This window comes from Anaerostipes faecalis (genome assembly GCF_018982945.1).
GTDB classification, from domain to species: Bacteria; Bacillota; Clostridia; order Lachnospirales; family Lachnospiraceae; genus Anaerostipes; species Anaerostipes faecalis.
In genome coordinates, this window is the sequence record NZ_JABRXE010000013.1 from 16,794 (window position 1) to 38,819 (window position 22,026).

Genomic DNA, 22,026 nt, shown 5'->3' on the forward strand with positions numbered 1-22,026 from the left:
GGTAAAAGATATGAAGTCAGATACGATTGCAGCAATTGCTACGCCAATGACCAATAGTGGAATAGGTATTATTAGAATCAGTGGTAATGAAGCATTGAATATTATTGAGAAAATATTTAAACCAAAAAAAGATAAAAAAATAAAGGAAGTTCCAACTTATACAGCACATTATGGTCATATTTTTGATAATGAGATGATGCTGGATGAGTGTATAGTACTTATTATGAAGGCACCTCATTCCTATACGACAGAAGATGTGGTAGAAATAAATTGCCATGGTGGTGTCATTGTAATGAAAAAAATACTGGAGGCTGTCATAAAAGCAGGAGCAAGACCGGCAGAACCAGGTGAGTTTACCAAAAGAGCATTTTTAAATGGAAGAATTGATTTATCAAAAGCGGAAGCTGTTATGGATTTAATTCATTCTCGAAATGAATTTGCCATGACTAGTTCTTTAAAACAGTTAGATGGTGTTTTAGGTGAAAAAATTAATTTACTGAGAAAAGAAATTATCCATAGTGTTGCTTTTATTGAATCAGCGCTGGATGATCCGGAGCATTATTCTGTTGATGGCTTTTCAGATGAATTAAAATTACAGGTAGAACATATTTCTGGTGAATTAAATGAATATTTGAAAAATGCAGATAATGGAAGAATATTAAAAGAAGGTATTCAGACTGTAATTGTTGGAAAACCTAATGCAGGAAAATCTTCAGTATTAAATGTATTGTTAGGAGAAGAACGAGCAATTGTAACCGATATTGCAGGTACTACCAGAGATACTTTAGAGGAATCTATTCAGATTAATGGAATACCTCTTAATATTATAGATACTGCGGGAATCAGAGAAACAGAAGATTTTGTTGAAAAAATAGGTGTGGATAAAGCAAAAGAATTGTTAAAAAAAGCTGATTTGGTATTATATGTTGTGGATAGTTCTACACCAATATCTGCTGAAGATCAGGAAATAATTGAGCTGATCAAAGATAAACAGGTTATTGTTTTATTAAATAAGGCAGATTTAGAATCTGTTGTAAGTGAAAAATATTTGAAAGAACGAGGTTTTGAGCATATCGTTGTTATCTCTGCACGAGAGCGTACAGGAATGGAGCAGCTTTATGAAAAAATCAATCAAATGTTTTTTAATGGAAATGTGTCTTTTAATGATGAAATATATATTACGAATATGCGTCACAAAAATGCGGTTTCCAATGCCTTGGATAGTTTAAAACTAGTGTTAAAAAGTATTGAAGATAATATGCCTGAAGATTTCTTTTCTATTGACCTGATGGATGCTTATGAACAATTGGGTTATATTACGGGAGAGTCTGTAGGGGAAGACCTTGTTAATGAAATATTTGCAGAATTTTGTATGGGTAAATAATATGAATAATTTAGAAGAACAATATGATATTATAGTAGTTGGAGCAGGACATGCCGGATGTGAGGCTGCACTTGCAGCTGCAAGAATGGGATTTAAGACTATATGTTTTACCGTTAGTATGGATAGTATTGCGCTTATGCCATGTAATCCGAATATTGGAGGAAGTTCCAAGGGGCATCTTGTTCGTGAAATTGATGCATTAGGCGGAGAAATGGGTAAAAATATTGATAAAACATATCTTCAGTCTAAAATGCTTAATCAGTCAAAAGGACCTGCGGTTCATTCTTTAAGAGCCCAGGCTGATAAAAAAATGTATTCTATGTCTATGACTCAGATTATGGGAAATACTCCAAATCTGACTGTCAGACAGGGTGAAGTAACAGAAATCATTGTAGAAGATGGAATAATTAAAGGAATAAAAACTTATTCCGGTGCTGTATATCATGGAAGAGCAGTTATATTAACAACAGGAACTTATTTAAAAGCCAGATGTATTTATGGAGATGTAAGTAATTATACTGGACCTAATGGACTTCAGGCAGCAAATTATCTTACTGACTCATTAAAAGAGAATGGTATTTCCATGAGAAGGTTTAAGACAGGTACACCAGCGAGAATTGATAAAAACTCTATTGATTTTAGTAAAATGTCTGAACAGCTGGGAGATGAAAAAATTGTACCTTTTAGCTTTACAAATCGTGAAGAAGATATAAAAAGAGATCAGATTTCCTGCTGGTTAACTTATACTACAGAAGAAACACATAAGATTATAAATGAGAATATACATAGATCTCCGTTGTTTTCTGGAGCAATTGAGGGAACAGGCCCAAGATATTGTCCGTCTATTGAGGATAAGGTTGTAAAATTTCCAGATAAAAACAGGCATCAAGTATTCATTGAACCAGAAGGAGAATTCACCAATGAAATGTATGTAGGTGGAATGTCCAGTTCCCTGCCAGAGGATGTTCAGTATCAGATGTATCATAGTGTGCCTGGTTTGGAAAATGCTAAAATTGTTCGCAATGCATATGCAATTGAATATGATTGTATTGATGCCACACAGTTAAAACCTTCTTTGGAATTCAAAAATATTCAGGGATTATTTAGTGGCGGACAGTTTAATGGAAGCTCAGGCTATGAGGAAGCCGCTGCACAGGGACTTATGGCGGGAATTAATGCAGCAAGAAAACTTCAAAATAAAGAACCTGTAGTATTAGATCGATCCCAGGCATATATTGGAGTACTGATTGATGATCTTGTAACAAAAGAAACTTCAGAGCCTTATAGAATGATGACTTCCAGAGCAGAATACAGACTTCTTTTAAGACAGGATAATGCAGATTTGAGATTAACAAAAATCGGTCATGAAATAGGATTGATAGAAGATGAAAGATATGAAAATCTTTTAATAAAGGAAAAGCAGATTGAAGAGGAAATGAAAAGAATAGAAGGTCTTACGGTTGGAGCTTCAAAAGATGTTCAGAAATTACTGGAGCAGCTTGGAAGTTCAACTTTAAAATCTGCAGCAACTATGGCAGAACTTGTAAGAAGACCAGAATTAACCTATATGGATCTTGCTCCAATTGATAAAGATCGCCCTGATTTAGATATTCAGGTTCAAGAACAGGTAAATATTAATATTAAATATGAAGGATATATTAAACGACAATTATCTCAGGTAAGACAATTTAAAAAAATGGAAAAAAGAAGAATTCCTGATGATATAAATTATAATGAGGTTGGAAGCCTTAGAATAGAAGCAAAGCAGAAACTGTCTAAGATTCGTCCTGCATCTATTGGACAGGCATCCAGAATATCAGGAGTTTCACCAGCTGATATTTCTGTATTGTTAATTTATCTTGAGCAGATGAATCATAGGAGATAGATAATGGAGAGATTAAAACAAAAAGCATTAGATATGGGAATTGCTTTAACAGATGATCAGATTTTTCAATTTGAAAAATATTATGAAATGCTCATAGAAAAAAATAAAGTAATGAATTTGACAGCTATAACAGAAAAAGAGGAAGTAATTGATAAACATTTTGTAGATAGTCTGGCATTTGTAAAGATGAAATTTGATTTATCAGGAAAAAAAATGCTGGATTTAGGTACAGGAGCAGGATTTCCTGGAATTCCATTAAAAATTGCATTTCCAGAACTGGATATTGTATTACTTGATTCTTTAAATAAAAGAGTTCGGTTTTTAAATGAAGTTATTGAGGAACTGTCACTGGAGAAAATTTCTGCAATTCACGGAAGAGCGGAAGATTTTGCAAAACAAAAAGATTATAGAGAAAGTTTTGATTTTGTGGTATCCCGTGCAGTTGCTAATTTAGCTGTGTTATCAGAATATTGTATTCCTTATGCCAAAGAAAATGGGTATTTCTGTCCATATAAATCTGGAGAGATTCAGGATGAGGTAAAAAATGCAGAAAAAGCAATTTCTGTTCTGGGTGGAAAATTGGAAGATATCATTTCGTTTGAAATACCTAATACAGATATGAAAAGAACGATTTTAAAGATAAAGAAAAGAAAGGCAACCCCAAAACGCTTTCCTAGAAAAGCGGGATTGCCTTCAAAAGAACCTATTTGTTAGAAAAATATTCTGCAGATATTGTATACACTTTCAGGATCCTCCAATGAAGGAAGATGTTTTGTATTGTTCAAAAAGCTGCTTTCAATGGATGGATTCAATATCTGATACTGATCCAGCGTATTTTGTGCATCAGGCAGATTTGAACTGATTGCAATATACATACTTTGATTGATATTCTTTAAAGATGTAATAAGATTGCTGTTTAGATAATCTGATTTTAAACTTGCATACAAGTATTTTGCATTTGATCCAGATAAATGTGCAGCCTGATAGTAGGCATCAATATAATATCTTTTAATATTGGCTGGTGACTGAAAATACTTAGTATAAAATCTTTTTTCTACCATAGGCATGGATTGAATAAGGTTATAAGTAAAAGTACCTATAATAGGACATTCCAGTAAATATTTTAAGATTTGTTTTCTTTTATTTGGAAAATATTTGGAAACAGCCATATTTTCAGGATTGATAAACAAAAGTTTATGAAAATTATCTTTTTCCATGTTACATGCCTGAATTACTAAAGAAACAGATTTTCCTGATGCAATAATATCAGTTTTAGACTGAATAATATCTTTAATAAAATCATTAATAAGCTGGACATATATATAACTTGTATATGTTATTTTGGGTTTTTCAGAGCGTCCACATCCAAGCAAATCTAAGGCATAAACTGTATGATGTTTAGAAAGAGGTTCAATTAATTTATAATATTCCATAGCGGAACTTCCACTGTTTAAATGGTGGATTAAAAGTATTGGAGAACCTTTCCCGTGTTTAGTATAAAAAATGTTACCAAAACGCCACTTATAAGTATGTTCGTTTGTAGAAGGAAGAGCATCTTTTAAACTGCATATGAAAGTTATTGTGCGGTTGATTGCATAAATTCCAGCAACTGCCAGACTTCCTAATAATGTAATGTTTTTTAGTTTATTATATTTTTTCATAGGTAGCTCCTTTCTTTATCGGGTACCAGTTTATAGTCTATATTACTATTATATGCTAAATAAAGTTTTGATACAATAATACTTTGATTTCTTCTGCTTTTCGTATATGATAAATAAGAGGTGGTGATAGAATGGAAAAGAAAATAGATAAAGATCATTTGATTAATCAGCTTTATGATTACCTGATAAATGAGGTAAATTGTCTTAAAATAGAAAAAGATAAAATTAGTACAAAACTAAATTTTTATAAAGATGATAAAAATAAAAAATTAAATGTTGTTAAAGACGGAAATAAAATCTATCGTATCCGTAAGATTTTTTCACCACTTGATTTTAATCAGGAAGACGAAAATCAGAACAATTTCATTGATACATCTGAAATAGACCATTCTATACGGTTAGAAGAAAAAAATCTACAAGAGATTAATAATAAAATAAATATCTTATCAGAATATTTACAGGGGCTAGAGGAAAATTATTTCGTTGCGGATTCAGATTATACTGCTGATGAAGATGAAAAAGTTCCGTTTATTCCGGCTTTTGACAGATTAGTTAAACATGTAAAAATGATTCATCCTGAAATAAGAATAAATAATAGTTTAACAGGCAATACATCTGAGATTTTGATGAATTTTTCTTTTTTAAAAGGATTTCAGGTGCTGATCGATTATCTGATTTTTGAGACAGGTGTATATGTAATTAATATCGAGAAATATATAGATAAATATAAAATATTAATAAAATTTGATATAAAGCCTAAATTGCCAAAAGATATTGCTGTTTTTAAGAATAGTAAAAGAATTTTGGAGGAAAAGCTTTCAAAAGAATATTCTGTTATCAGATGGAAGAGTAATTCAATAATAATACAGGCTCTAATGGAGTCATAGAAAGGGAATATTATGAAAAATAAGATTATTAATTTGATTGATGATGCAATTGAGGAATTGGATAAAGATACAATTGCTGGTATTTTGGAAATTCCACCAAAAGAAGATATGGGAGACTTTGCTTTTCCTTGTTTTCAGCTGGCAAAGATTTTCAGAAAAGCTCCAAATATGATTGCTGAAGAAATCGCTGGAAAGATTGAAGTTACAAAAGATTTATCAAAGGTTGTTCCTATGGGACCATATGTTAATTTCTTTGTTAATAAGGAAATCTACGTAAAAGAAGTTTTAGGAAAAGTTGGAGAGAACTATGGTGCTTCTGATATTGGAAAAGGTAAAACAATCTGTATTGATTATTCTTCTCCTAATGTTGCAAAGAATTTTCATGTAGGACATTTAAGAACAACAATTATAGGAAATTCACTTTATCATATTTTTGATAAACTTGGATATCATGTGGAAAGAATTAATCATCTTGGTGATTGGGGAACTCAATTTGGTAAACTAATTGTAGCTTATAAAAAGTGGGGAAGTAAAGAAGCTGTCGAAGAAAAAGGAATTCCTGAATTACTTGATCTTTATGTAAAATTTCATAAAGAAGCAGAAGAGGATGACTCTTTGAATGATCAGGCGAGAGAATGGTTTGCCAAAATGGAACAGGGTGATCAGGAGGCCCTTTCTATTTGGGAATGGTTCAAAGATATTAGTTTAGTTGAATATAAAAGAATTTATAATGTTTTAAATGTTGATTTTGATCATTATACAGGTGAGAGTTTCTATAGAGACAAGACTAATGCAGTTGTAAAAGAACTGGATGAAAAAGGACTTTTGAAAGAAAGTGAAGGAGCAATGATTGTAGATCTTGATGAATATGATATGGCTCCTTGTCTTGTGACAAAGAAGGATGGTAGTTCTATTTATGCAACAAGAGATCTTGCAGCAATTTTTTATCGTAAGAATACTTACAATTTTGATAAATGTATTTATGTTACCGGTTTGGAACAAAAATTACATTTTGCACAGGTTTTCAAAGTTGTTGAATTGATGGGATATGAATGGGCAAAGGATCAGTTAATACATGTTCCTTATGGTCTTGTAAGCTTAGAAGGTGGTAAACTTTCTACCCGTAGTGGAAATATAGTTTATGCTGAGGATATTCTGAAAGAATCAGTTTCAAAAATTAAAGAAATCATTGAACAGAAAAACCCAGATTTAGAAAATAAAGATGAAGTAGCAAAGAAAGTTGGTATAGGTGCAATTATATTTAATGATCTTTATAATCAAAGAATTAAAGATGTAACTTTCACCTGGGAAAAAATTCATAATTTTGATGGTGAGACATGTCCATACGTACAATATACTTATGCAAGGGCTGCAAGTGTATTGCGAAAGACAGGTATTACTGATGTTGGAGAGATTGATGCATCTTTAGTTACTGATGATACTTCTGTTGCATTATTAAAAGAAATTGAAAGATTTCCTCAGATTGTAAAGACAGCGGCAGAACGCTTGGAACCATCTGTAGTATCCAGATATGTAATGGCTGTTGCTCAAGCATTTAATAGATTTTATCATGAAAATCAATGTAATGTAGAAGATGAAAATCTAATGAAAGCTCGTGTGAAATTAGTAATTGTTGCAAAACAGGTTATTAAAGATGGATTAGAGTTATTAGGAATTCAATGTCCTGAACAAATGTAAAGAAAAATTAAAGAAGATAATGTTTCACGTGAAACATTATCTTCTTTTTTTATCTAAAAGTAAATTGTACAAAATAAAAAATTAGGAATGTTTCACGTGAAACATATAGAAAAGGAAAAAAATTAGTGCTATAATAAATCTCAAAAGGAGAATAACATGGGAAGAATTATTGCAATTGCTAACCAAAAAGGTGGAGTTGGGAAAACAACAACAGCAGTGAATCTTTCGGCATCATTAGCAGAAAGAGGTAAGAAAACGCTAATTATAGATATGGACCCACAAGGAAATACCACCAGTGGATTAGGACTAGACAAAAATGAATTGGAAAAAACTACATATGAAGTCATAACAGATGAATATTCTATTAAAGAATGCATTAGAGAAGAAATATTTGAAAATCTGTCGTTGTTACCTGCAAATAGAAATTTAGCAGGAGCAGAAATTGAGTTAATGACAGTTGATAAAATGCAATATATTTTAAAAGATAATTTGAAAGATGTTAAAGATTCATATGATTTTATTATCATTGATTGTCCACCGGCACTTGGAATGTTAACAGTAAATGCAATGACAGCTGCTAATACAGTTATTGTACCTATACAGTGTGAATTTTATGCTCTAGATGGTTTGACACAGCTGATTTATACAATTGAACTGATTCAAAAAAGCTTGAATCCGCAACTGAAAATTGAAGGAGTAGTATTTACTATGTACGATGCCAGAACAAATTTATCTCTGCAAGTCGTGGAAAATGTTAAGTCCTATTTGAATCAGAAAATCTATAAAACAATCATTCCAAGAAATGTGCGTCTTGCAGAAGCACCAAGTCATGGACTTCCAATTAATTTGTATGATCCACGCTCTGTTGGAGCTGAAAGCTATGGATTTTTAGCAGAAGAAGTAATTGAAAACGGGGGTGCAGAATAATGGCAGCAAAGAAAAAAGGTCTGGGAAGAGGACTTAATACATTGATTCCAAGTGTGCCAATCGAGAATGATAATGTTAAAAAAACAGTAAAACAAAAAGAAGAATCTGAAACTGTTTCGGAAAAAGGGGAGATTCAATTATCAATTAATAAAATTGAACCAAATCCTGATCAGCCTAGAAATCAATTTGATGAAGATAGTCTGCAGGAATTAGCAGATTCAATTAAACAATATGGTGTACTGCAGCCATTACTTGTTAAAAAGAGAGATGATTTCTATGAAATAATTGCAGGAGAACGTCGTTGGAGAGCTGCAAAAATGGCGGGATTAAAAGAAGTTCCGGTAATTATTAGAGACTTTACAGATAATGAGATTGTAGAAATTGCATTAATAGAAAACATTCAAAGAGAAGATTTGAGTCCTATTGAGGAGGCTTTGGCATATAAAAAACTAATGGAAGAGTTTGATTTGAAACAGGACGAAGTTGCAACCAAAGTAAGTAAAAGCAGAGCAGCCATAACTAATTCATTAAGGCTTTTAAAACTTGATAAAAGAGTACAGAATATGTTAGAAGATGAAATGATAAGTACAGGACATGCAAGAGCATTACTTGCTATTCACGATGTAAATCAGCAATATGAAATTGCAATGAAAGTCTTTGATGAAAAACTCAGTGTAAGAGATATTGAAAAGCTGGTAAAAGAATTAAATAAGCCAGAGAAAAAGAAAAAAGAAAATAATAAAGAAAATGAACATAGTTTTTTATATACAAATCTGGAAGAGGCAATGAAACAGGTTTTGGGAAGTAAAGTAAGTATAAAAAATAAAAAGGATAATAAGGGAAAAATAGAAATAGAATACTATTCCCGCGATGAGCTTGAGCGAATTGTGGATATGATAAAATCAATTTAGGAGGAACATAAGAGGAATGATGGACTTTTTACAAGGTGTAGACATGTTGTATATCATCATGGGATTAGGCGGTTTTGTAGTTCTTGAATTTATTCTCATTATTATACTTTTAGCTAAAGTGGGAAAACTGAAAAAGAATTATAAAACATTTTTATCGGGAAATGATGGCAAATCATTGGAAAAAAGCATATTTGAAAAATTTGATCAGCTGGAACTTATGAAAAACGAACAAGAAGAAATTAAGAGAGAAATAAGAAAAGTTGATGAAGAATATGCAAAATCATTTTCTAAAATGGAAGTATATAAGTACAATGCATTTAGGGAAATGGGAGGAGATACAAGTTTTGTTATCGCGTTGTTAGATAAAAATAATAATGGTACTTTAATAAATGGAATGAATAGTCAAAAAGCCACCTATGTTTATGCGAAGGAAGTAGTGAATGGTGAGTCTAAAGTAGCATTATCAAAAGAAGAATCAGAAACATTAAAAAATTGTATGAATCAATAATTGGAGGAAAAAATGTTAGATATTAAATTTTTAAGAGAAAATCCGGATGTGGTAAAGCAGAATATTAAAAATAAATTTCAGGATCATAAGTTACCACTGGTAGATGAAGTAATAGAACTGGATAAAGAAAATAGAGAAATAAAACAGGAAGTACAGGAATTACGTGCAAACCGTAATAAGTTGTCTAAACAGATTGGTGCATTGATGGGACAAGGAAAAAAAGAAGAAGCAGAAGAAGTGAAAAAACAGGTTACTTCACAGGCTGGTCGTATTGAGGAATTATCTGCAAAAGAAAAAGATGTAGAAGAAAAAATCAAAAAGATTATGATGACAATTCCAAATATTATCGATCCATCTGTACCAATTGGAAAAGATGATAGTGAAAATGTAGAAGTAGAGAAATTCGGTGAACCTGTAGTACCTGATTTCGAAATTCCTTATCATACAGATATCATGGAAAAATTTAACGGAATTGATTTAGACAGTGCAAGAAAAGTTGCAGGAAATGGTTTCTACTATCTTATGGGTGATATTGCAAGATTACATTCTGCAGTTATTTCCTATGCAAGAGATTTTATGATTAACAGAGGATTTACTTATTGTGTACCTCCATTCATGATTCGAAGCAATGTTGTTACAGGAGTTATGAGCTTTGATGAAATGGATGCAATGATGTACAAAATTGAAGGTGAAGACTTATACTTGATTGGTACAAGTGAACATTCAATGATTGGTAAATTTATTGATACAACATTAGAGGAAGAAACACTGCCAAGAACCTTAACAAGTTATTCTCCATGTTTCCGTAAAGAAAAAGGTGCTCATGGAATTGAAGAAAGAGGAGTATACAGAATCCATCAGTTTGAAAAACAGGAAATGATCGTGGTATGTAAACCGGAAGATAGCAAAGAATGGTATGAAAAATTGTGGAAAAATACAGTTGATTTGTTCCGCTCTCTGGATATTCCTGTTCGTACATTGGAATGCTGTTCAGGAGATTTAGCAGATTTAAAAGTTAAATCAGTAGATGTAGAAGCATGGTCTCCAAGACAGAAAAAATATTTTGAAGTTGGAAGCTGTTCTAATTTAGGTGACGCACAGGCAAGAAGATTACGTATTCGCATAAAAGGTGAAGATGGTAATTACTTTGCTCATACATTAAATAATACAGTAGTGGCACCACCTAGAATGTTAATTGCATTCCTGGAAAATAATCTTCAGGCTGATGGAACAGTTCGTATTCCAGAAGTATTAAGACCATATATGGGTGGAATGGAAGTTATAAAATAAAAGAGGAAAGCATATGGAAAAGGGAAAGATTCTAATAATAGAAGATCATAAACCTATCCGTGCTGAAATATGTAAGTCTCTTGGTAAGTACGGTTATCGTACAATAGAGCTTACAAGGTATGAAACAATAATTGAAGATTGTGTTAAGGAACAGGCAGATTTGATACTATTAGATATCAATCTGCCTGTTTATGATGGTTACTATATATGCAGAAAAATTTGAAAACGATCAGATATTCCGATTATTGGTAAAAGAATCTGATTTAAAAGAAATTGTGGAAAATCCATAAAAATTAATGTAAGAATGTTGATAACATCTAAAGTGATGGTAAACAATATTCAGAAAGAATTATTTTGATTATATCGGATAATAGAAAATGAAAGAATAGAGGATGGGAGTTAATCACTCCCTCCCGGTTTATCATCTGCATTTGGAAGAATTGGCGGTTTATACGGCATAATATCTTCATAAGCTTCATCTTCATAGTCATTTGCCGGTTCAACGCGAATTAGTCCGGTACATTCTGTTGCAGAGCAGACACTGCACATGTCAAAAATATTCTCGTCAATCTGTTCGTTAGTTAGTTCTTTTTGATTTTTAATTTTTTTATCCATAAAAAAATCAGCCTCCTTTATTAAAGTATGGCTGATTTTTATTTTATTTATCCAATAAGATTAAAGCGATTAAAATTAAATCTTCGTCACCGATATTCTCAACACCATGTCCGCATCCATCTGGTGTATAAGTTGTATCACCGGCTTTTACTTCGTATTCATTGCCGTTATCATTGTAGAGACCTTTACCCTGGAGAAAATGATAAGCTTCGCCTTCTCCGTGATGTTCATGATATCCAAAGGAACATCCTGGAGGAATTACAACCTTTCCAAAAAGGCGGCTACTGTCTTTCATCTCTTCTTTTGTTAGAAAACAAGTTTTGTAAATAGTACCTTTTCCGCCGCGGGCGTTTTCTACAGCTTCCATTACTACATCTTCACTTTTTAAATACATAACACTACCTCCATACCGGTTTATTTAGATAAGTCTAGTATAAATGCTTTGAAAAGAAAAAACAATGGTAGTCTTAAATGACAAGAGCTGTGGATTGGATTAGCTTTCAGGAAGTAAAAGTATGATGAAGGAATAATAAATTCTAATGGTTATTTGTGATTGAAAATGATTGACTTTGATTGAATTGGTGGTATAATGAAAGCATAATAAATTAGAGGTGATCATATGTTGGCACAGGAAAGATTTGAAAAGATATTGGAACTGCTGAGAAAAGAACAGTCAGTGTCTGTGTCAGATTTGACGAGACAATTGAATACTTCAGAATCTACCATTCGTAGAGATTTAACAGCATTGGATAAGCAGGGATTGCTGATCAAGGTTCATGGAGGAGCAACGGCTGTTAAAAGCGTATTTGCACTGGAAGAAGCTGTAACTTTAAAATCCAAAAAGAATCTGGATGAAAAAAGGAAGATTGCTCAATATGCAGCCGATCTGGTAAGTTCCAACGATTTTGTTTATATTGACGCCGGAACAACGACAGAATTTATGATTGACTATCTGAAAGAACAGGATGTAACTTATGTAACCAATGGAATCGGACATGCAAGGAAACTGATGAATGCGGGATTTCATGTGATTCTGATTGGAGGAGAGATCAAAGCTGTGACAGAGGCTGTCGTAGGAGATGATGCTTTGGAAAATCTGGAAAAATATAATTTTACCAAAGGATTTTTTGGAACCAATGGAATAGATGGAGATCGTGGTTTAACAACCCCTGATTTGAAAGAAGCATCGGTAAAGAGAAAAGCTCTCAGTCATTGCAGAGAAGTTTATATTCTGGCAGATCACTCCAAATTTCACAATATATCGTCTGTAAAGTTTGGAAATATCGAAGATGCAGTTATTATTACAGATCAGTTAAAGAATAAAGATTTGAATCACCTGACAACCATTAAGGAGGTATTTTAAATGATTTACACAGTAACATTCAACCCGGCTATTGACTATGTAATTAAAGTTGATGATCTAACACTTGGTATGGTAAATCGTACAACAAGAGAGGATATGTATTGTGGAGGAAAAGGAATTAACGTTTCCAATGTTTTATCTAATCTTGGAATTGATAGTGTAGGACTTGGATTTATTGCAGGGTTTACAGGAGATGCTATTGAAGCTGGAGCAAAAGAACTTGGATTTACTCCTGATTTTATCCGTCTCCGTGAAGGTATGACAAGAATTAATGTTAAGATTAAATCCAATGAAGAAAGTGAAATCAACGGATTGGGACCTGTAATTCATGATGATGAGCTGGAAAAGATGTTTGATAAACTGGATCAGCTTAAGGACGGTGATATGCTTGTTCTTGCAGGAAGTATTCCGGCAAGTCTTCCAGAAGATATTTATGAAAGAATTATGAAACGTCTTCAGGAAAAAGATATTCAGATCGTTGTAGATGCAACAAAAGATTTGTTATTAAATGTATTAAAATACCATCCGTTTTTAATTAAACCAAATAATCACGAACTGGGTGAGATGTTTGGGGTAGTATTAAAAAATAATGATGAAATTATTGAGTATGCGAAAAAACTTCAGGAAAAAGGAGCAAGAAATGTACTGGTATCCATGGCAGGAGATGGAGCAATCCTAATTACAGAAGCGGGAGAAGTACATATTTCCCCTTGTCCAAAAGGTGAAGTTAAGAACTCTGTAGGAGCAGGAGATTCCATGGTTGCAGGATTTATAACAGGATATTTAAGAAGCAATGGAGATTATAATGAAGCATTAAAGATGGGAACTGCTGCAGGAAGTGCAAGTGCATTTTCAGAAGATCTTGCTACTGGTGAAAAAATTATGGAATTATATAAACAATTGTAATATTTATCCAATAGTAATAGAAATGTAATATAAATATGATAGAATGAGCTTGAGTGAACAACCAGGCTCATTTTGTTTTAGGAGAAGATTATGACAAAAAATCAGGCAAGAAAATTAGTTAGTCAGAGAAAAAAAGAATTGTCTATGGAGTATAAAGAAAAGGCAAATCAGTCAATTTTAAGACAGGTTTTGCAATTGACTGAATATAAGAATGCAGAGACGCTTTTTTGCTATGTGAGTATGGAAGATGAAGTTAATACATGGCCAATTCTGGGATTTGCCCTGGAACAGGGAAAACGGGTTGGCGTACCTTTATGCATCAGTAAAGGAGTTATGGAGATAAGACAGATAAATTTATTTGATGATTTGGAAAAAGGGGCTTATGGAATCATGGAACCAAAAAAAACATGTCCTTTAATAGATGCTTCTGATATAGAACTTGGTATTATTCCTTGTGTCTCAGCAGATATGGAGAAAAGAAGACTTGGGCATGGAGCAGGGTTCTATGACCGTTATCTTCAGAATACAGTTTTTCCCAAAGTCCTTCTATGCTGGAAAAAGCTAATGATTTCTCAAATTCCAACGGATGAACATGATATAAAGATGGATCGGATTATTTTTGAAGCAGATGAAATATTTTGAAGCTGAGATTTGTATTAATATAAAAAGAAGAAAGGAACATTTTATATTAAGGTTTCTGAGGATGGAAAAACATCCGATGGTGTCTATGCTGTTTATTATGGTCATTGTTATTTTTTGAGGAGGTAGAATAATGAAAAAAATATTGAAAGTATGTCTGGCTATTATATGTTGCGTTATATTGTTATTTCCTGTTACGTATGTAAGTGCTGCAGAAGATTTTATTGCTCCACAGGATGTTTTTAAGATTGCACAGAAAAAGATTGAAAAGAAAGGCAAAAAAACTGAACCTGAAGAATGGAACAGACCAGAAATCAAATCATATCGTTTTGATTCTGCTATTGATGCGTTAAAATATATGTTAACTGGAGGAATGAAATATTATAATGAGAATTTTTTTAAAGAAAATAATAAAATAAAAGTAACTGTTGTGGAAAGTGGTACTTTATTTTTATCAGTTTCTTATGAAAATCAGGGCAGAACAGCTTTGTATAATAAGGATATGAAGTTCATGGGGAATATCCCTGAAGATACGGGAACATATATAGAAGTTGATGCAAAAGCCGGAGATGTTTTCTATGTAGAGATGCCTTCTCATACTAAAGAAGCCTTTGTAATGACATATACTTTGAAAAATGATTTTTATACATTAACAGATGATAGTATTCATCTGCAAAAGGGAAAAGGAACACCGACTTATCATACATTTACATTAAAGAAACGTTCTGTTGCATATATGAAACTGTCACCTGTTACAGAGAATGGAGGGACTGTAGTATCTTATATTCAAAGAAGAATAAAAGGAAAATGGGTGCCAATTGGAAAGACTTATTATACAACGGCTGAGGACATTACAATCTGCACATATGGATTGAAAGCAGGCACTTACCGACTGATATTAAAGGCAGGAACCAATCAGGCGTGTACAGTTGAATATATCAATGAACCTCACAAAAAAAGTGTAACCTATAGTAAATCAAAAGCAGTTAATATCAGATCAAGGGAGACCAAAGAGAATGTTTATACAACCGGAGAAAAAGCATCCCGATGGTATAAAATAAAAGTAACATCTGCTAAAAAGAGAAGAGCTATTGTATTAAATGGTGATGCAGATAATGGAAAGTTTAAATTTACTATTTACCGTTATGGAAGAAAAAAACCGGTAAAAACCAAAACACTGACAGGCGACAGTACATATTCATATAAGCTGCCAAAAACAAAGGCAACATATTATGTCAAAGTCTCAAAAGTTGGGAAAAGAACCAATGGATATTACTATGTGAAGTTTAAATAGAATATAAGAATGATACAACATAAAAAAGGGCGTGTTGCAGAAGCTGATATTTAATCAGCATCTCTCACGTCCTTTCTTTGTACAGATATTACCTTTTTGAAGCCAGTTTATTTGCAAGATTTACAATGGTCTCAATTGGATTGGCCAGTTCACTATGGTTCATAGCATCAATGTAACTCTGGCGGTTGGCATATACTGTGTTAACAGCATTTAGCAATGTCTCGCTGGTCACATCTTTTTCCTGAAGTACATAGCTGTATCCTTGTTTTTCGAAAGATTCAGCATTGAGAATCTGATCACCACGGCTGGCTTCCAGTCCAAGTGGAATCAGAATATTTGGTTTTCTTAAAGAAAGAAGTTCACAAATAGCATTAGCTCCAGCCCGGGATACAACAATATCTGCGCAGGCAAAATAATGTTTTAATTCCTTCTTGACATATTCAAATTGTTTATAGCCTTGTGTGTCAGCTAATGTCTGATCCAGATTACCACGACCACATAGGTGGATAATCTGGTATTTTTCCAGGAGCTGATCCATATTATCACGGATGGCACGATTTATTGCCACAGAGCCAAGGCTTCCACCAATAACAAGAAGAACTGGTTTATCTTGTGAAAAGTTACAGAGTTTTAAACCTTCTTCCTTTTTTCCCTGGAATAATTCCTCGCGAATTGGAGATCCGGTAAGTACAGCTTTGCCTTCCGGAAGATGTTCTACAGTTTCAGGAAAATTACAGCAGATTTTGCTGGCACTTGGAATACTAAGCTTATTGGCAAGACCAGGAGTCATATCAGATTCATGAATGATAACCGGTATTTTTCTTTTTTTGGCTGCCATTACAACAGGAACAGTTACAAAGCCGCCTTTTGAAAAGATTACATCTGGTTTTAATCTGGATAAGAGTTTTCCTGCTTCAAAATATCCTTTAATAACACGAAATGGATCGGTAAAGTTTTTTAAATCAAAATATCTGCGGAGTTTTCCTGAGGAAATTCCATAATAAGGGATTCCAATATCTTCTATCAATTTTTTTTCCATACCATTGTAAGAACCAATATAGGAAATTTCATACCCTTCATCAATTAATTTTGGGACAAGAGCCATATTTGGGGTAACATGGCCGGCAGTACCTCCACCTGTTAATACAATACGTTTCATAACGCCTCCTGATTTACTGATTTTGTTTATATGCCTTTAATGCCAGTGATAACTGGTCAGGGCAGGATGTACCACGGAAACCACATTGGATACCGGATAATTTGTCAATGACTTCATCTACTGGCCGTCCTTTGGCTAAAGCTGCCACGCCGGTGGTATTTCCCTGACATCCGCCATGAAATTTAAGATCAGTAATAATACCTTCTGCTATTTCAAATTCAATGGCACTGGAACAGGTTCCTTTTGTTTTATATATCATGATGTATACCTCCTGTTTTTATATAATATGTTAATAATAAGAATATAATAATTTTAGTCTTTCTGGATATTATATCATAGTCCATGAAAAAAGAAAAATTTGTCACGATGAAAATTGACAAATCTATAAATTCTTTTACTAGCCTGTTAATTTTTTGTATGCTACCATTATTATATAAATAGAAAACTGGTATTACAAAGAAGTGTGAGGTATAGGTATATGGGTAACGTATTTGATGAGAATAGCATTTTATTAAATGAATCTTTTGATAATAAGATTACAGCTATTAAAAAAGCAGGACAGATGTTATTAGATCGTGGATGTGTAGATCCGGAGTATATTGATGCAATGATTGAGAGAGATGAAAAAGTCTCTGTTTATATTGGAAATGGAGTGGCAATTCCTCATGGTGTTGCAGGTTCAGAAAAATTTATTAAAGCATCAGGTGTATCTTTTATTCAGGTTCCAGAAGGTGTTGATTTTGGAGAAGGAAAGAAAGCCTATATTGTAATTGGAATTGCGGGTGTCAATGATGAACATTTGGATATCCTTGCAAAATTGGCGATTACATGTTCTGATCTGGATAAAGTTGAACAGCTTCGCACAGCAGATTCTAAGAAAAAGGTACTTGATATTTTATCAGATGTAGATGTATAAGGAATTTAAAAACATTTTATTTTAAAATTGAAATGTTCTGTATAAATATATACAGAGCATTTTTTTGTTGTTACATATATTGACATGTGAAAAGAAAATAGGCAATATAAACATAGAAAATGAATAGTTTAGGAGGAAATATAAATGATTATTGGAATCATTGGTGCAATGGAAGAAGAGGTCAGTTTACTGATTGATGAAATGGAAGACAAGGAATCTTCATTTCAGGCAGGAATGACTTTTTATAAAGGTATTTTAAAGAAAAAAGAAGTGGTTGTTGTACAAAGTGGTATTGGAAAAGTTAATATGGCAATTTGTACACAGATTTTAATTGATAAATTTCAGGTGACTCATTTGATTAATACGGGTGTAGCAGGAGGTTTGTTCAAAGATATTGAAGTAGGAGATATTGTGATTTCCAGTGATGCTATTCAGCATGATATGGATGCTACAGCTTTTGGATATGAATTGGGAATGATTCCAAGGATGGAAGTTTCTATATTTGAAGCAGATCAGCAGCTGGTTGAGCTTGCACAGGAAACATGCAGGGAGGTAAATCCGGAAATTCAGTGTTTTGTTGGAAGAGTTGTAAGTGGAGACCAGTTTATTTCTGATAATGAAAAGAAACATCAGTTGATTGAATGTTTTGATGGATATTGTGCTGAAATGGAAGGTGCAGCTATGGCTCAGGCCGCTTATTTAAATAAAATTCCGTTTATTATTTTACGTGCTATCTCCGATAAGGCCGATCAGGAAGCAACAGGAAGCTACGAAGAATTTGAAAAAGCAGCAATTAAACATATTGTTCGTCTGGTTCTTGGTATTTTGGACAAAGAGTAGTCTAACTTTGCAGGATGATTTTTCTTAATTTTCTATAAGCATGCTTTTATAATAATAATCAAAGAAATAAAAGGAGACAGGCGTATGGGAATTTTAAGGGAAACATATTTTGTACAGGGATTATGTGTGTTGGCAGCAGTTGGTCTTTTGACAAAACTGCTGGTATGGAAAAGTTACCGGAAACTTCTTTTGGCTTCTGACCATATGGAACAACCTTCAAGAAACTGGATTGGTGTACTAAAGAAAAAGTTTGAAAATTATTATCAGCTGGATGCAAATGTACATAATATTGCATGTATTGTGGATAAGTATTTTGAAAATCATAAGATACTGGGGATAAATGCATCCTTCTGGGAGCAGATTCCTGGTTTCTGCAGTATTTTATGTGTTCTGCTGGGATGTATAGGATCTGTAAGGGGAATTGTTGCTGGAGCAGATCCTTTTTTGTGGATACAAAGTCTGATGATAAGTATTTCGGCGGGTATAGGCATTTTCATGTTAGATTACCTGTTTCGTCTTGATCATACAAAACAGTTGATTCGTGCAAATCTGATACATTTTCTGGAAAATGTTATGCCTAATCGGGTTGATAAAACAATAGCAAAAAACCAGAAAAATAAAAAAGAGCAGCTAAGGCAGAAGGCTGTAATCCAAGAGGAAAAAGAAAAGACGGAGCAAATAGTTGATCATTGGGAGCAGATTGCCAGTGCAAAGGAATTTCATCTGACACAGGAAGATTTGCAGACATTAAAAGATTTTATAAATGACTTATAAACCCCGGAATGTTTCATACAATAGTAAAAAAGGATTTATGTGTTATGAAACATGAAATTTTAGTATTAATTGTCATGATAATACTTTCAATCAGTGGCTGTAGCCGACAAAAAAACAGCGAAATCCGAAAGAGTCAGGAGACTTTGGCGCAGGGACAAGATGAGAAAGAGAGCTGGTGGATAAAAAGAAACCAGGATCATGCAATTCCTCAGGCATCAGATAAAGTTGATTTATCAAGATATGATGCCTACTATGTAGATCCAAAGGCGGGGAAGAAAAAATGTATGTATTTAACCTTTGATTGTGGATATGAAAATGGATTTACACCGAAAATTCTTGATGTTTTAAAAAAGGAAAAAGTACCAGCTGGTTTTTTTGTAACGAAGGCATTTATTCGTGAAAATCCGGATCTGGTGAAACGAATGAAAAAGGAAGGACATGTGGTGGGAAATCACACAGTTCACCACAAGAGTATGCCTTCTTTAAGCGACAGGGATATAAAGCAGGAGATTAATGATTGTTCAGAATTTTGTAAAGAGGCTACTGGATATGAAATGGATAGATTTTTTCGACCGCCAATGGGAGAATATAGTGAACGCACATTGAAAGTAGTTAAGGAGATGGGATATAAAACCATTTTCTGGAGTATAGCTTATTTGGATTATGATGTAAATAATCAGCCGGGAGAAGAATATGTGATTAATCATTTTAAACAAAATTATCATAATGGTGCTATTCCGCTGATCCATAATGTTTCTAAATCCAATGCAAATGCTTTAAGCAGAGTGATTTGTACTCTTAGAAAAAAAGGATATCAATTTCTTTCTTTGAAAAAATTGCCGGACTATTGAAAGGGAATTTGTTGTTTGATAAAATATATGTAACATTTTAGAGTTTAGAAGGAAAAGATTTATAAAGAGATTATAGGAGACACCATGAAGAAAATTGCACAATTTCACAAAGTAAGTTATGCACAGTTTGAAGAAAGCTGGAAGGATAGTTTTCCAGAAACTTCATTAGAGGATATCAGAAAGATTTATGATGATATCCAATTGCCAAAGAGAGCAACCAGGGGATCAGCAGGATATGATTTCTTCAGTCCGGTAGATTTTACCCTCGAACCAGGAGAAACCATAAAAATTCCTACAGGAATCCGGGTTTTTATTGAGGAAGACTGGGTATTGAATATTTTTCCAAGAAGTGGCTTAGGATTTAAATTCCGTCTTCAGATGAATAATACTGTTGGAATTATTGATAGTGATTATTTCTATTCTGATAATGAGGGTCATATTTTTGTGAAGCTGACAAATGATACCAATGAAGGGAAGACCGTATCTGTGGCAAAAGGAACAGGAATGGTGCAGGGAATCTTTATGCAGTATGGAATCACTTTAGATGACAATGTGAAAGAAGTACGTAATGGTGGATTTGGAAGTACAACTGTTAAAAAGTAGATGGGTAAAAATATGGCCGGAGTCTGGTGAGGACTTCGGCCGTTTATTTTGGGAATAAGAGGAATATGACTCTTCAAAGAGATATAAAAAAGTGATAGTGCATCGCCTCCCTGCCTGTGAATTTGAGTGGTTAGGTGAGAAACTTTGCCTTACATTTGTGCTTAATTTTTTGTTACTAATATATATATCGTCATATCCCTCTTATTTCATAAACCAATTTTTTCGTCAAAAGGGGAACTAAAATCCAAAAAAAAATTCAAATTATTTATATCACGCCAAAAAGACAGACGTTTGTCTGCCACCTGAAGGTTTAATTTTTGACGAGTAAGGATTTTTAAAACAATGTTTTTAGTTCATCTTTTGATTGTTATTTATAGCTGCGTTTGTAGGTAAAGGTATCGCTGTTGACAAAAGCTCCACCTTTGGATTTATAAATGTTAACTTTACTGTAAACACGGTAGGTGTAGCCTTTGGTAACGTAGTAGGAGCGACTGTACATATTTACACTGGTGTCTCCATAGGTTCCACTGGTTAATGTATGCCAGGAACCATCGGAGTATCGTTGTAATTTCATATTGATTGTGGAATAATAGGAATCTGTACTTGGGATAACAGTGGTGTAAAATGAAGCTTTGCCTAAGGTGCCAAAAGAAAGACCAATTGTAACATCTTCAAATCCAGCCCAACTATCAGCAGCAGAAACAGGAGTAGTAATTGATACAAAAGCAATAATACAAATTAATAAGAGAGTAATTATTTTTCGTGTTTTTTTCATAGAAAATCCTTTCTATCCTTACTAATGTAAAAATTATTAGCAAGGGAGAAAAGGGAAATAAAAATACAAAAATATTCTCTTTAATAAATTGTAAAAATGCTCGATAAAATATGTAATTGATGTGAAGTGTAAAATTGGTT

25 protein-coding genes are annotated in these 22,026 nt (G+C 33.2%); 19 read left to right on the forward strand and 6 right to left on the reverse strand.

The annotated features are described in order from the left end of the window. The first annotated feature begins 10 nt into the window (after window positions 1–10). From mnmE to rsmG, 3 genes are read left to right on the forward strand one after another with little or no spacing between them, the layout of a single operon-like run. Entirely contained in the window at window positions 11–1,384 is a 1,374-nt protein-coding gene (mnmE, locus tag KTB61_RS11530; protein WP_075759725.1) for a tRNA uridine-5-carboxymethylaminomethyl(34) synthesis GTPase MnmE, read from the forward strand. Then, window positions 1,350–3,269: a tRNA uridine-5-carboxymethylaminomethyl(34) synthesis enzyme MnmG gene (mnmG, locus tag KTB61_RS11535; protein ID WP_330656379.1), complete on the forward strand. Its 1,920-nt coding sequence runs from the start codon at window positions 1,350–1,352 to the stop codon at window positions 3,267–3,269. Before mnmE ends, mnmG begins: the two co-directional genes overlap by 35 nt. 3 nt (window positions 3,270–3,272) lie before the next feature. Further along, window positions 3,273–3,983, forward strand: coding sequence for a 16S rRNA (guanine(527)-N(7))-methyltransferase RsmG (gene rsmG / locus KTB61_RS11540; RefSeq protein ID WP_216697558.1), 711 nt, complete (start codon window positions 3,273–3,275; stop codon window positions 3,981–3,983). Here the strand turns inward: rsmG and KTB61_RS11545 are convergent. After that, complete coding sequence (locus KTB61_RS11545; protein ID WP_075759728.1) at window positions 3,980–4,930, reverse strand: alpha/beta fold hydrolase; 951 nt, start codon at window positions 4,928–4,930, stop codon at window positions 3,980–3,982. The two genes, rsmG and KTB61_RS11545, sit on opposite strands and share 4 nt — an antisense overlap. A gap of 131 nt (window positions 4,931–5,061) precedes the next feature. Here KTB61_RS11545 and KTB61_RS11550 point away from each other — a divergent pair, with 131 nt between their 5' ends. The 7 genes from KTB61_RS11550 to KTB61_RS11580 all read left to right on the forward strand — a co-directional run bounded on the left by KTB61_RS11550 (window position 5,062) and on the right by KTB61_RS11580 (window position 11,374). Continuing rightward, complete coding sequence (locus KTB61_RS11550) at window positions 5,062–5,817, forward strand: hypothetical protein (protein WP_216697559.1); 756 nt, start codon at window positions 5,062–5,064, stop codon at window positions 5,815–5,817. A gap of 12 nt (window positions 5,818–5,829) precedes the next feature. Next, complete coding sequence (gene argS, locus KTB61_RS11555) at window positions 5,830–7,515, forward strand: arginine--tRNA ligase (protein ID WP_216697560.1); 1,686 nt, start codon at window positions 5,830–5,832, stop codon at window positions 7,513–7,515. A gap of 156 nt (window positions 7,516–7,671) precedes the next feature. Beyond that, window positions 7,672–8,442, forward strand: a complete 771-nt coding sequence (locus tag KTB61_RS11560) for a ParA family protein (RefSeq protein WP_075759731.1) — start codon at window positions 7,672–7,674, stop codon at window positions 8,440–8,442. Then, window positions 8,442–9,353, forward strand: a complete 912-nt coding sequence (locus tag KTB61_RS11565; RefSeq protein WP_075759732.1) for a ParB/RepB/Spo0J family partition protein — start codon at window positions 8,442–8,444, stop codon at window positions 9,351–9,353. The genes KTB61_RS11560 and KTB61_RS11565 overlap by 1 nt, the downstream gene beginning before the upstream one ends. 16 nt (window positions 9,354–9,369) lie before the next feature. After that, window positions 9,370–9,861: a DUF4446 family protein gene (locus KTB61_RS11570; protein ID WP_216697561.1), complete on the forward strand. Its 492-nt coding sequence runs from the start codon at window positions 9,370–9,372 to the stop codon at window positions 9,859–9,861. A gap of 12 nt (window positions 9,862–9,873) precedes the next feature. Then, window positions 9,874–11,151: a serine--tRNA ligase gene (gene serS, locus KTB61_RS11575; RefSeq protein WP_216697562.1), complete on the forward strand. Its 1,278-nt coding sequence runs from the start codon at window positions 9,874–9,876 to the stop codon at window positions 11,149–11,151. Window positions 11,152–11,164: 13 nt separating this feature from the next. Then, a complete protein-coding gene (locus KTB61_RS11580) occupies window positions 11,165–11,374 on the forward strand; it encodes a response regulator (RefSeq protein ID WP_216697563.1) in 210 nt (69 codons plus the stop codon). A 176-nt stretch (window positions 11,375–11,550) separates the two neighbouring features. Here KTB61_RS11580 and KTB61_RS11585 read toward each other — a convergent pair whose 3' ends face one another. Beyond that, on the reverse strand, window positions 11,551–11,766 hold the full coding sequence (locus tag KTB61_RS11585) for a hypothetical protein (protein WP_075759736.1): 216 nt from the start codon (window positions 11,764–11,766) through the stop codon (window positions 11,551–11,553). 43 nt (window positions 11,767–11,809) lie between these two features. Then, window positions 11,810–12,160, reverse strand: a complete 351-nt coding sequence (locus KTB61_RS11590; RefSeq protein WP_075759737.1) for a cupin domain-containing protein — start codon at window positions 12,158–12,160, stop codon at window positions 11,810–11,812. Window positions 12,161–12,385: 225 nt separating this feature from the next. Here KTB61_RS11590 and KTB61_RS11595 point away from each other — a divergent pair, with 225 nt between their 5' ends. From KTB61_RS11595 to KTB61_RS11610, 4 genes are all read left to right on the forward strand, one after another. Next, on the forward strand, window positions 12,386–13,129 hold the full coding sequence (locus KTB61_RS11595; RefSeq protein WP_216697564.1) for a DeoR/GlpR family DNA-binding transcription regulator: 744 nt from the start codon (window positions 12,386–12,388) through the stop codon (window positions 13,127–13,129). Beyond that, a complete protein-coding gene (pfkB, locus tag KTB61_RS11600; protein ID WP_075759739.1) occupies window positions 13,130–14,035 on the forward strand; it encodes a 1-phosphofructokinase in 906 nt (301 codons plus the stop codon). It begins immediately after the preceding gene. Between the two features lie 90 nt (window positions 14,036–14,125). Beyond that, window positions 14,126–14,677, forward strand: a complete 552-nt coding sequence (locus KTB61_RS11605; protein WP_216697565.1) for a 5-formyltetrahydrofolate cyclo-ligase — start codon at window positions 14,126–14,128, stop codon at window positions 14,675–14,677. A gap of 130 nt (window positions 14,678–14,807) precedes the next feature. Next, window positions 14,808–15,968, forward strand: coding sequence for a hypothetical protein (locus KTB61_RS11610; RefSeq protein ID WP_075759741.1), 1,161 nt, complete (start codon window positions 14,808–14,810; stop codon window positions 15,966–15,968). Window positions 15,969–16,056: 88 nt separating this feature from the next. On the opposite strand, the gene KTB61_RS11615 is transcribed toward KTB61_RS11610, so the two are convergent. Further along, window positions 16,057–17,127, reverse strand: coding sequence for an undecaprenyldiphospho-muramoylpentapeptide beta-N-acetylglucosaminyltransferase (locus KTB61_RS11615; protein ID WP_216697566.1), 1,071 nt, complete (start codon window positions 17,125–17,127; stop codon window positions 16,057–16,059). A gap of 13 nt (window positions 17,128–17,140) precedes the next feature. Continuing rightward, entirely contained in the window at window positions 17,141–17,386 is a 246-nt protein-coding gene (locus tag KTB61_RS11620) for a TIGR03905 family TSCPD domain-containing protein (RefSeq protein WP_075759743.1), read from the reverse strand. Between the two features lie 219 nt (window positions 17,387–17,605). Between KTB61_RS11620 and KTB61_RS11625 the strand changes: the two genes are divergently transcribed. From KTB61_RS11625 to KTB61_RS11645, 5 genes are all read left to right on the forward strand, one after another. Continuing rightward, window positions 17,606–18,043: a PTS sugar transporter subunit IIA gene (locus tag KTB61_RS11625; protein ID WP_075759744.1), complete on the forward strand. Its 438-nt coding sequence runs from the start codon at window positions 17,606–17,608 to the stop codon at window positions 18,041–18,043. Between the two features lie 147 nt (window positions 18,044–18,190). Then, window positions 18,191–18,883: a 5'-methylthioadenosine/adenosylhomocysteine nucleosidase gene (locus KTB61_RS11630; RefSeq protein ID WP_075760563.1), complete on the forward strand. Its 693-nt coding sequence runs from the start codon at window positions 18,191–18,193 to the stop codon at window positions 18,881–18,883. An 84-nt stretch (window positions 18,884–18,967) separates the two neighbouring features. After that, on the forward strand, window positions 18,968–19,657 hold the full coding sequence (locus KTB61_RS11635; protein WP_075759745.1) for a hypothetical protein: 690 nt from the start codon (window positions 18,968–18,970) through the stop codon (window positions 19,655–19,657). Window positions 19,658–19,701: 44 nt separating this feature from the next. Beyond that, window positions 19,702–20,508 (forward strand): delta-lactam-biosynthetic de-N-acetylase, encoded by an 807-nt coding sequence (locus KTB61_RS11640; RefSeq protein ID WP_075759746.1) that lies wholly within the window; start codon window positions 19,702–19,704, stop codon window positions 20,506–20,508. A gap of 84 nt (window positions 20,509–20,592) precedes the next feature. Then, complete coding sequence (locus KTB61_RS11645) at window positions 20,593–21,111, forward strand: dUTP diphosphatase (RefSeq protein WP_216697567.1); 519 nt, start codon at window positions 20,593–20,595, stop codon at window positions 21,109–21,111. A 367-nt stretch (window positions 21,112–21,478) separates the two neighbouring features. Here KTB61_RS11645 and KTB61_RS11650 read toward each other — a convergent pair whose 3' ends face one another. Continuing rightward, window positions 21,479–21,886: a hypothetical protein gene (locus KTB61_RS11650; RefSeq protein WP_216697568.1), complete on the reverse strand. Its 408-nt coding sequence runs from the start codon at window positions 21,884–21,886 to the stop codon at window positions 21,479–21,481. Between the last annotated feature and the right edge of the window lie 140 nt (window positions 21,887–22,026).

Bases quoted from the DNA above. Each gene is read 5' to 3' on its own strand.
- mnmE (WP_075759725.1), top strand. From the start codon at position 11: ATGAAGTCAGATACGATTGCAGCAATTGCTACGCCAATGACCAATAGT.
- mnmG (WP_330656379.1), top strand. From the start codon at position 1,350: ATGAAATATTTGCAGAATTTTGTATGGGTAAATAATATGAATAATTTA.
- rsmG (WP_216697558.1), top strand. From the start codon at position 3,273: ATGGAGAGATTAAAACAAAAAGCATTAGATATGGGAATTGCTTTAACA.
- KTB61_RS11545 (WP_075759728.1), bottom strand. From the start codon at position 4,930: ATGAAAAAATATAATAAACTAAAAAACATTACATTATTAGGAAGTCTG.
- KTB61_RS11550 (WP_216697559.1), top strand. From the start codon at position 5,062: ATGGAAAAGAAAATAGATAAAGATCATTTGATTAATCAGCTTTATGAT.
- argS (WP_216697560.1), top strand. From the start codon at position 5,830: ATGAAAAATAAGATTATTAATTTGATTGATGATGCAATTGAGGAATTG.
- KTB61_RS11560 (WP_075759731.1), top strand. From the start codon at position 7,672: ATGGGAAGAATTATTGCAATTGCTAACCAAAAAGGTGGAGTTGGGAAA.
- KTB61_RS11565 (WP_075759732.1), top strand. From the start codon at position 8,442: ATGGCAGCAAAGAAAAAAGGTCTGGGAAGAGGACTTAATACATTGATT.
- KTB61_RS11570 (WP_216697561.1), top strand. From the start codon at position 9,370: ATGATGGACTTTTTACAAGGTGTAGACATGTTGTATATCATCATGGGA.
- serS (WP_216697562.1), top strand. From the start codon at position 9,874: ATGTTAGATATTAAATTTTTAAGAGAAAATCCGGATGTGGTAAAGCAG.
- KTB61_RS11580 (WP_216697563.1), top strand. From the start codon at position 11,165: ATGGAAAAGGGAAAGATTCTAATAATAGAAGATCATAAACCTATCCGT.
- KTB61_RS11585 (WP_075759736.1), bottom strand. From the start codon at position 11,766: ATGGATAAAAAAATTAAAAATCAAAAAGAACTAACTAACGAACAGATT.
- KTB61_RS11590 (WP_075759737.1), bottom strand. From the start codon at position 12,160: ATGTATTTAAAAAGTGAAGATGTAGTAATGGAAGCTGTAGAAAACGCC.
- KTB61_RS11595 (WP_216697564.1), top strand. From the start codon at position 12,386: ATGTTGGCACAGGAAAGATTTGAAAAGATATTGGAACTGCTGAGAAAA.
- pfkB (WP_075759739.1), top strand. From the start codon at position 13,130: ATGATTTACACAGTAACATTCAACCCGGCTATTGACTATGTAATTAAA.
- KTB61_RS11605 (WP_216697565.1), top strand. From the start codon at position 14,126: ATGACAAAAAATCAGGCAAGAAAATTAGTTAGTCAGAGAAAAAAAGAA.
- KTB61_RS11610 (WP_075759741.1), top strand. From the start codon at position 14,808: ATGAAAAAAATATTGAAAGTATGTCTGGCTATTATATGTTGCGTTATA.
- KTB61_RS11615 (WP_216697566.1), bottom strand. From the start codon at position 17,127: ATGAAACGTATTGTATTAACAGGTGGAGGTACTGCCGGCCATGTTACC.
- KTB61_RS11620 (WP_075759743.1), bottom strand. From the start codon at position 17,386: ATGATATATAAAACAAAAGGAACCTGTTCCAGTGCCATTGAATTTGAA.
- KTB61_RS11625 (WP_075759744.1), top strand. From the start codon at position 17,606: ATGGGTAACGTATTTGATGAGAATAGCATTTTATTAAATGAATCTTTT.
- KTB61_RS11635 (WP_075759745.1), top strand. From the start codon at position 18,968: ATGGGAATTTTAAGGGAAACATATTTTGTACAGGGATTATGTGTGTTG.
- KTB61_RS11640 (WP_075759746.1), top strand. From the start codon at position 19,702: ATGAAACATGAAATTTTAGTATTAATTGTCATGATAATACTTTCAATC.
- KTB61_RS11645 (WP_216697567.1), top strand. From the start codon at position 20,593: ATGAAGAAAATTGCACAATTTCACAAAGTAAGTTATGCACAGTTTGAA.
- KTB61_RS11650 (WP_216697568.1), bottom strand. From the start codon at position 21,886: ATGAAAAAAACACGAAAAATAATTACTCTCTTATTAATTTGTATTATT.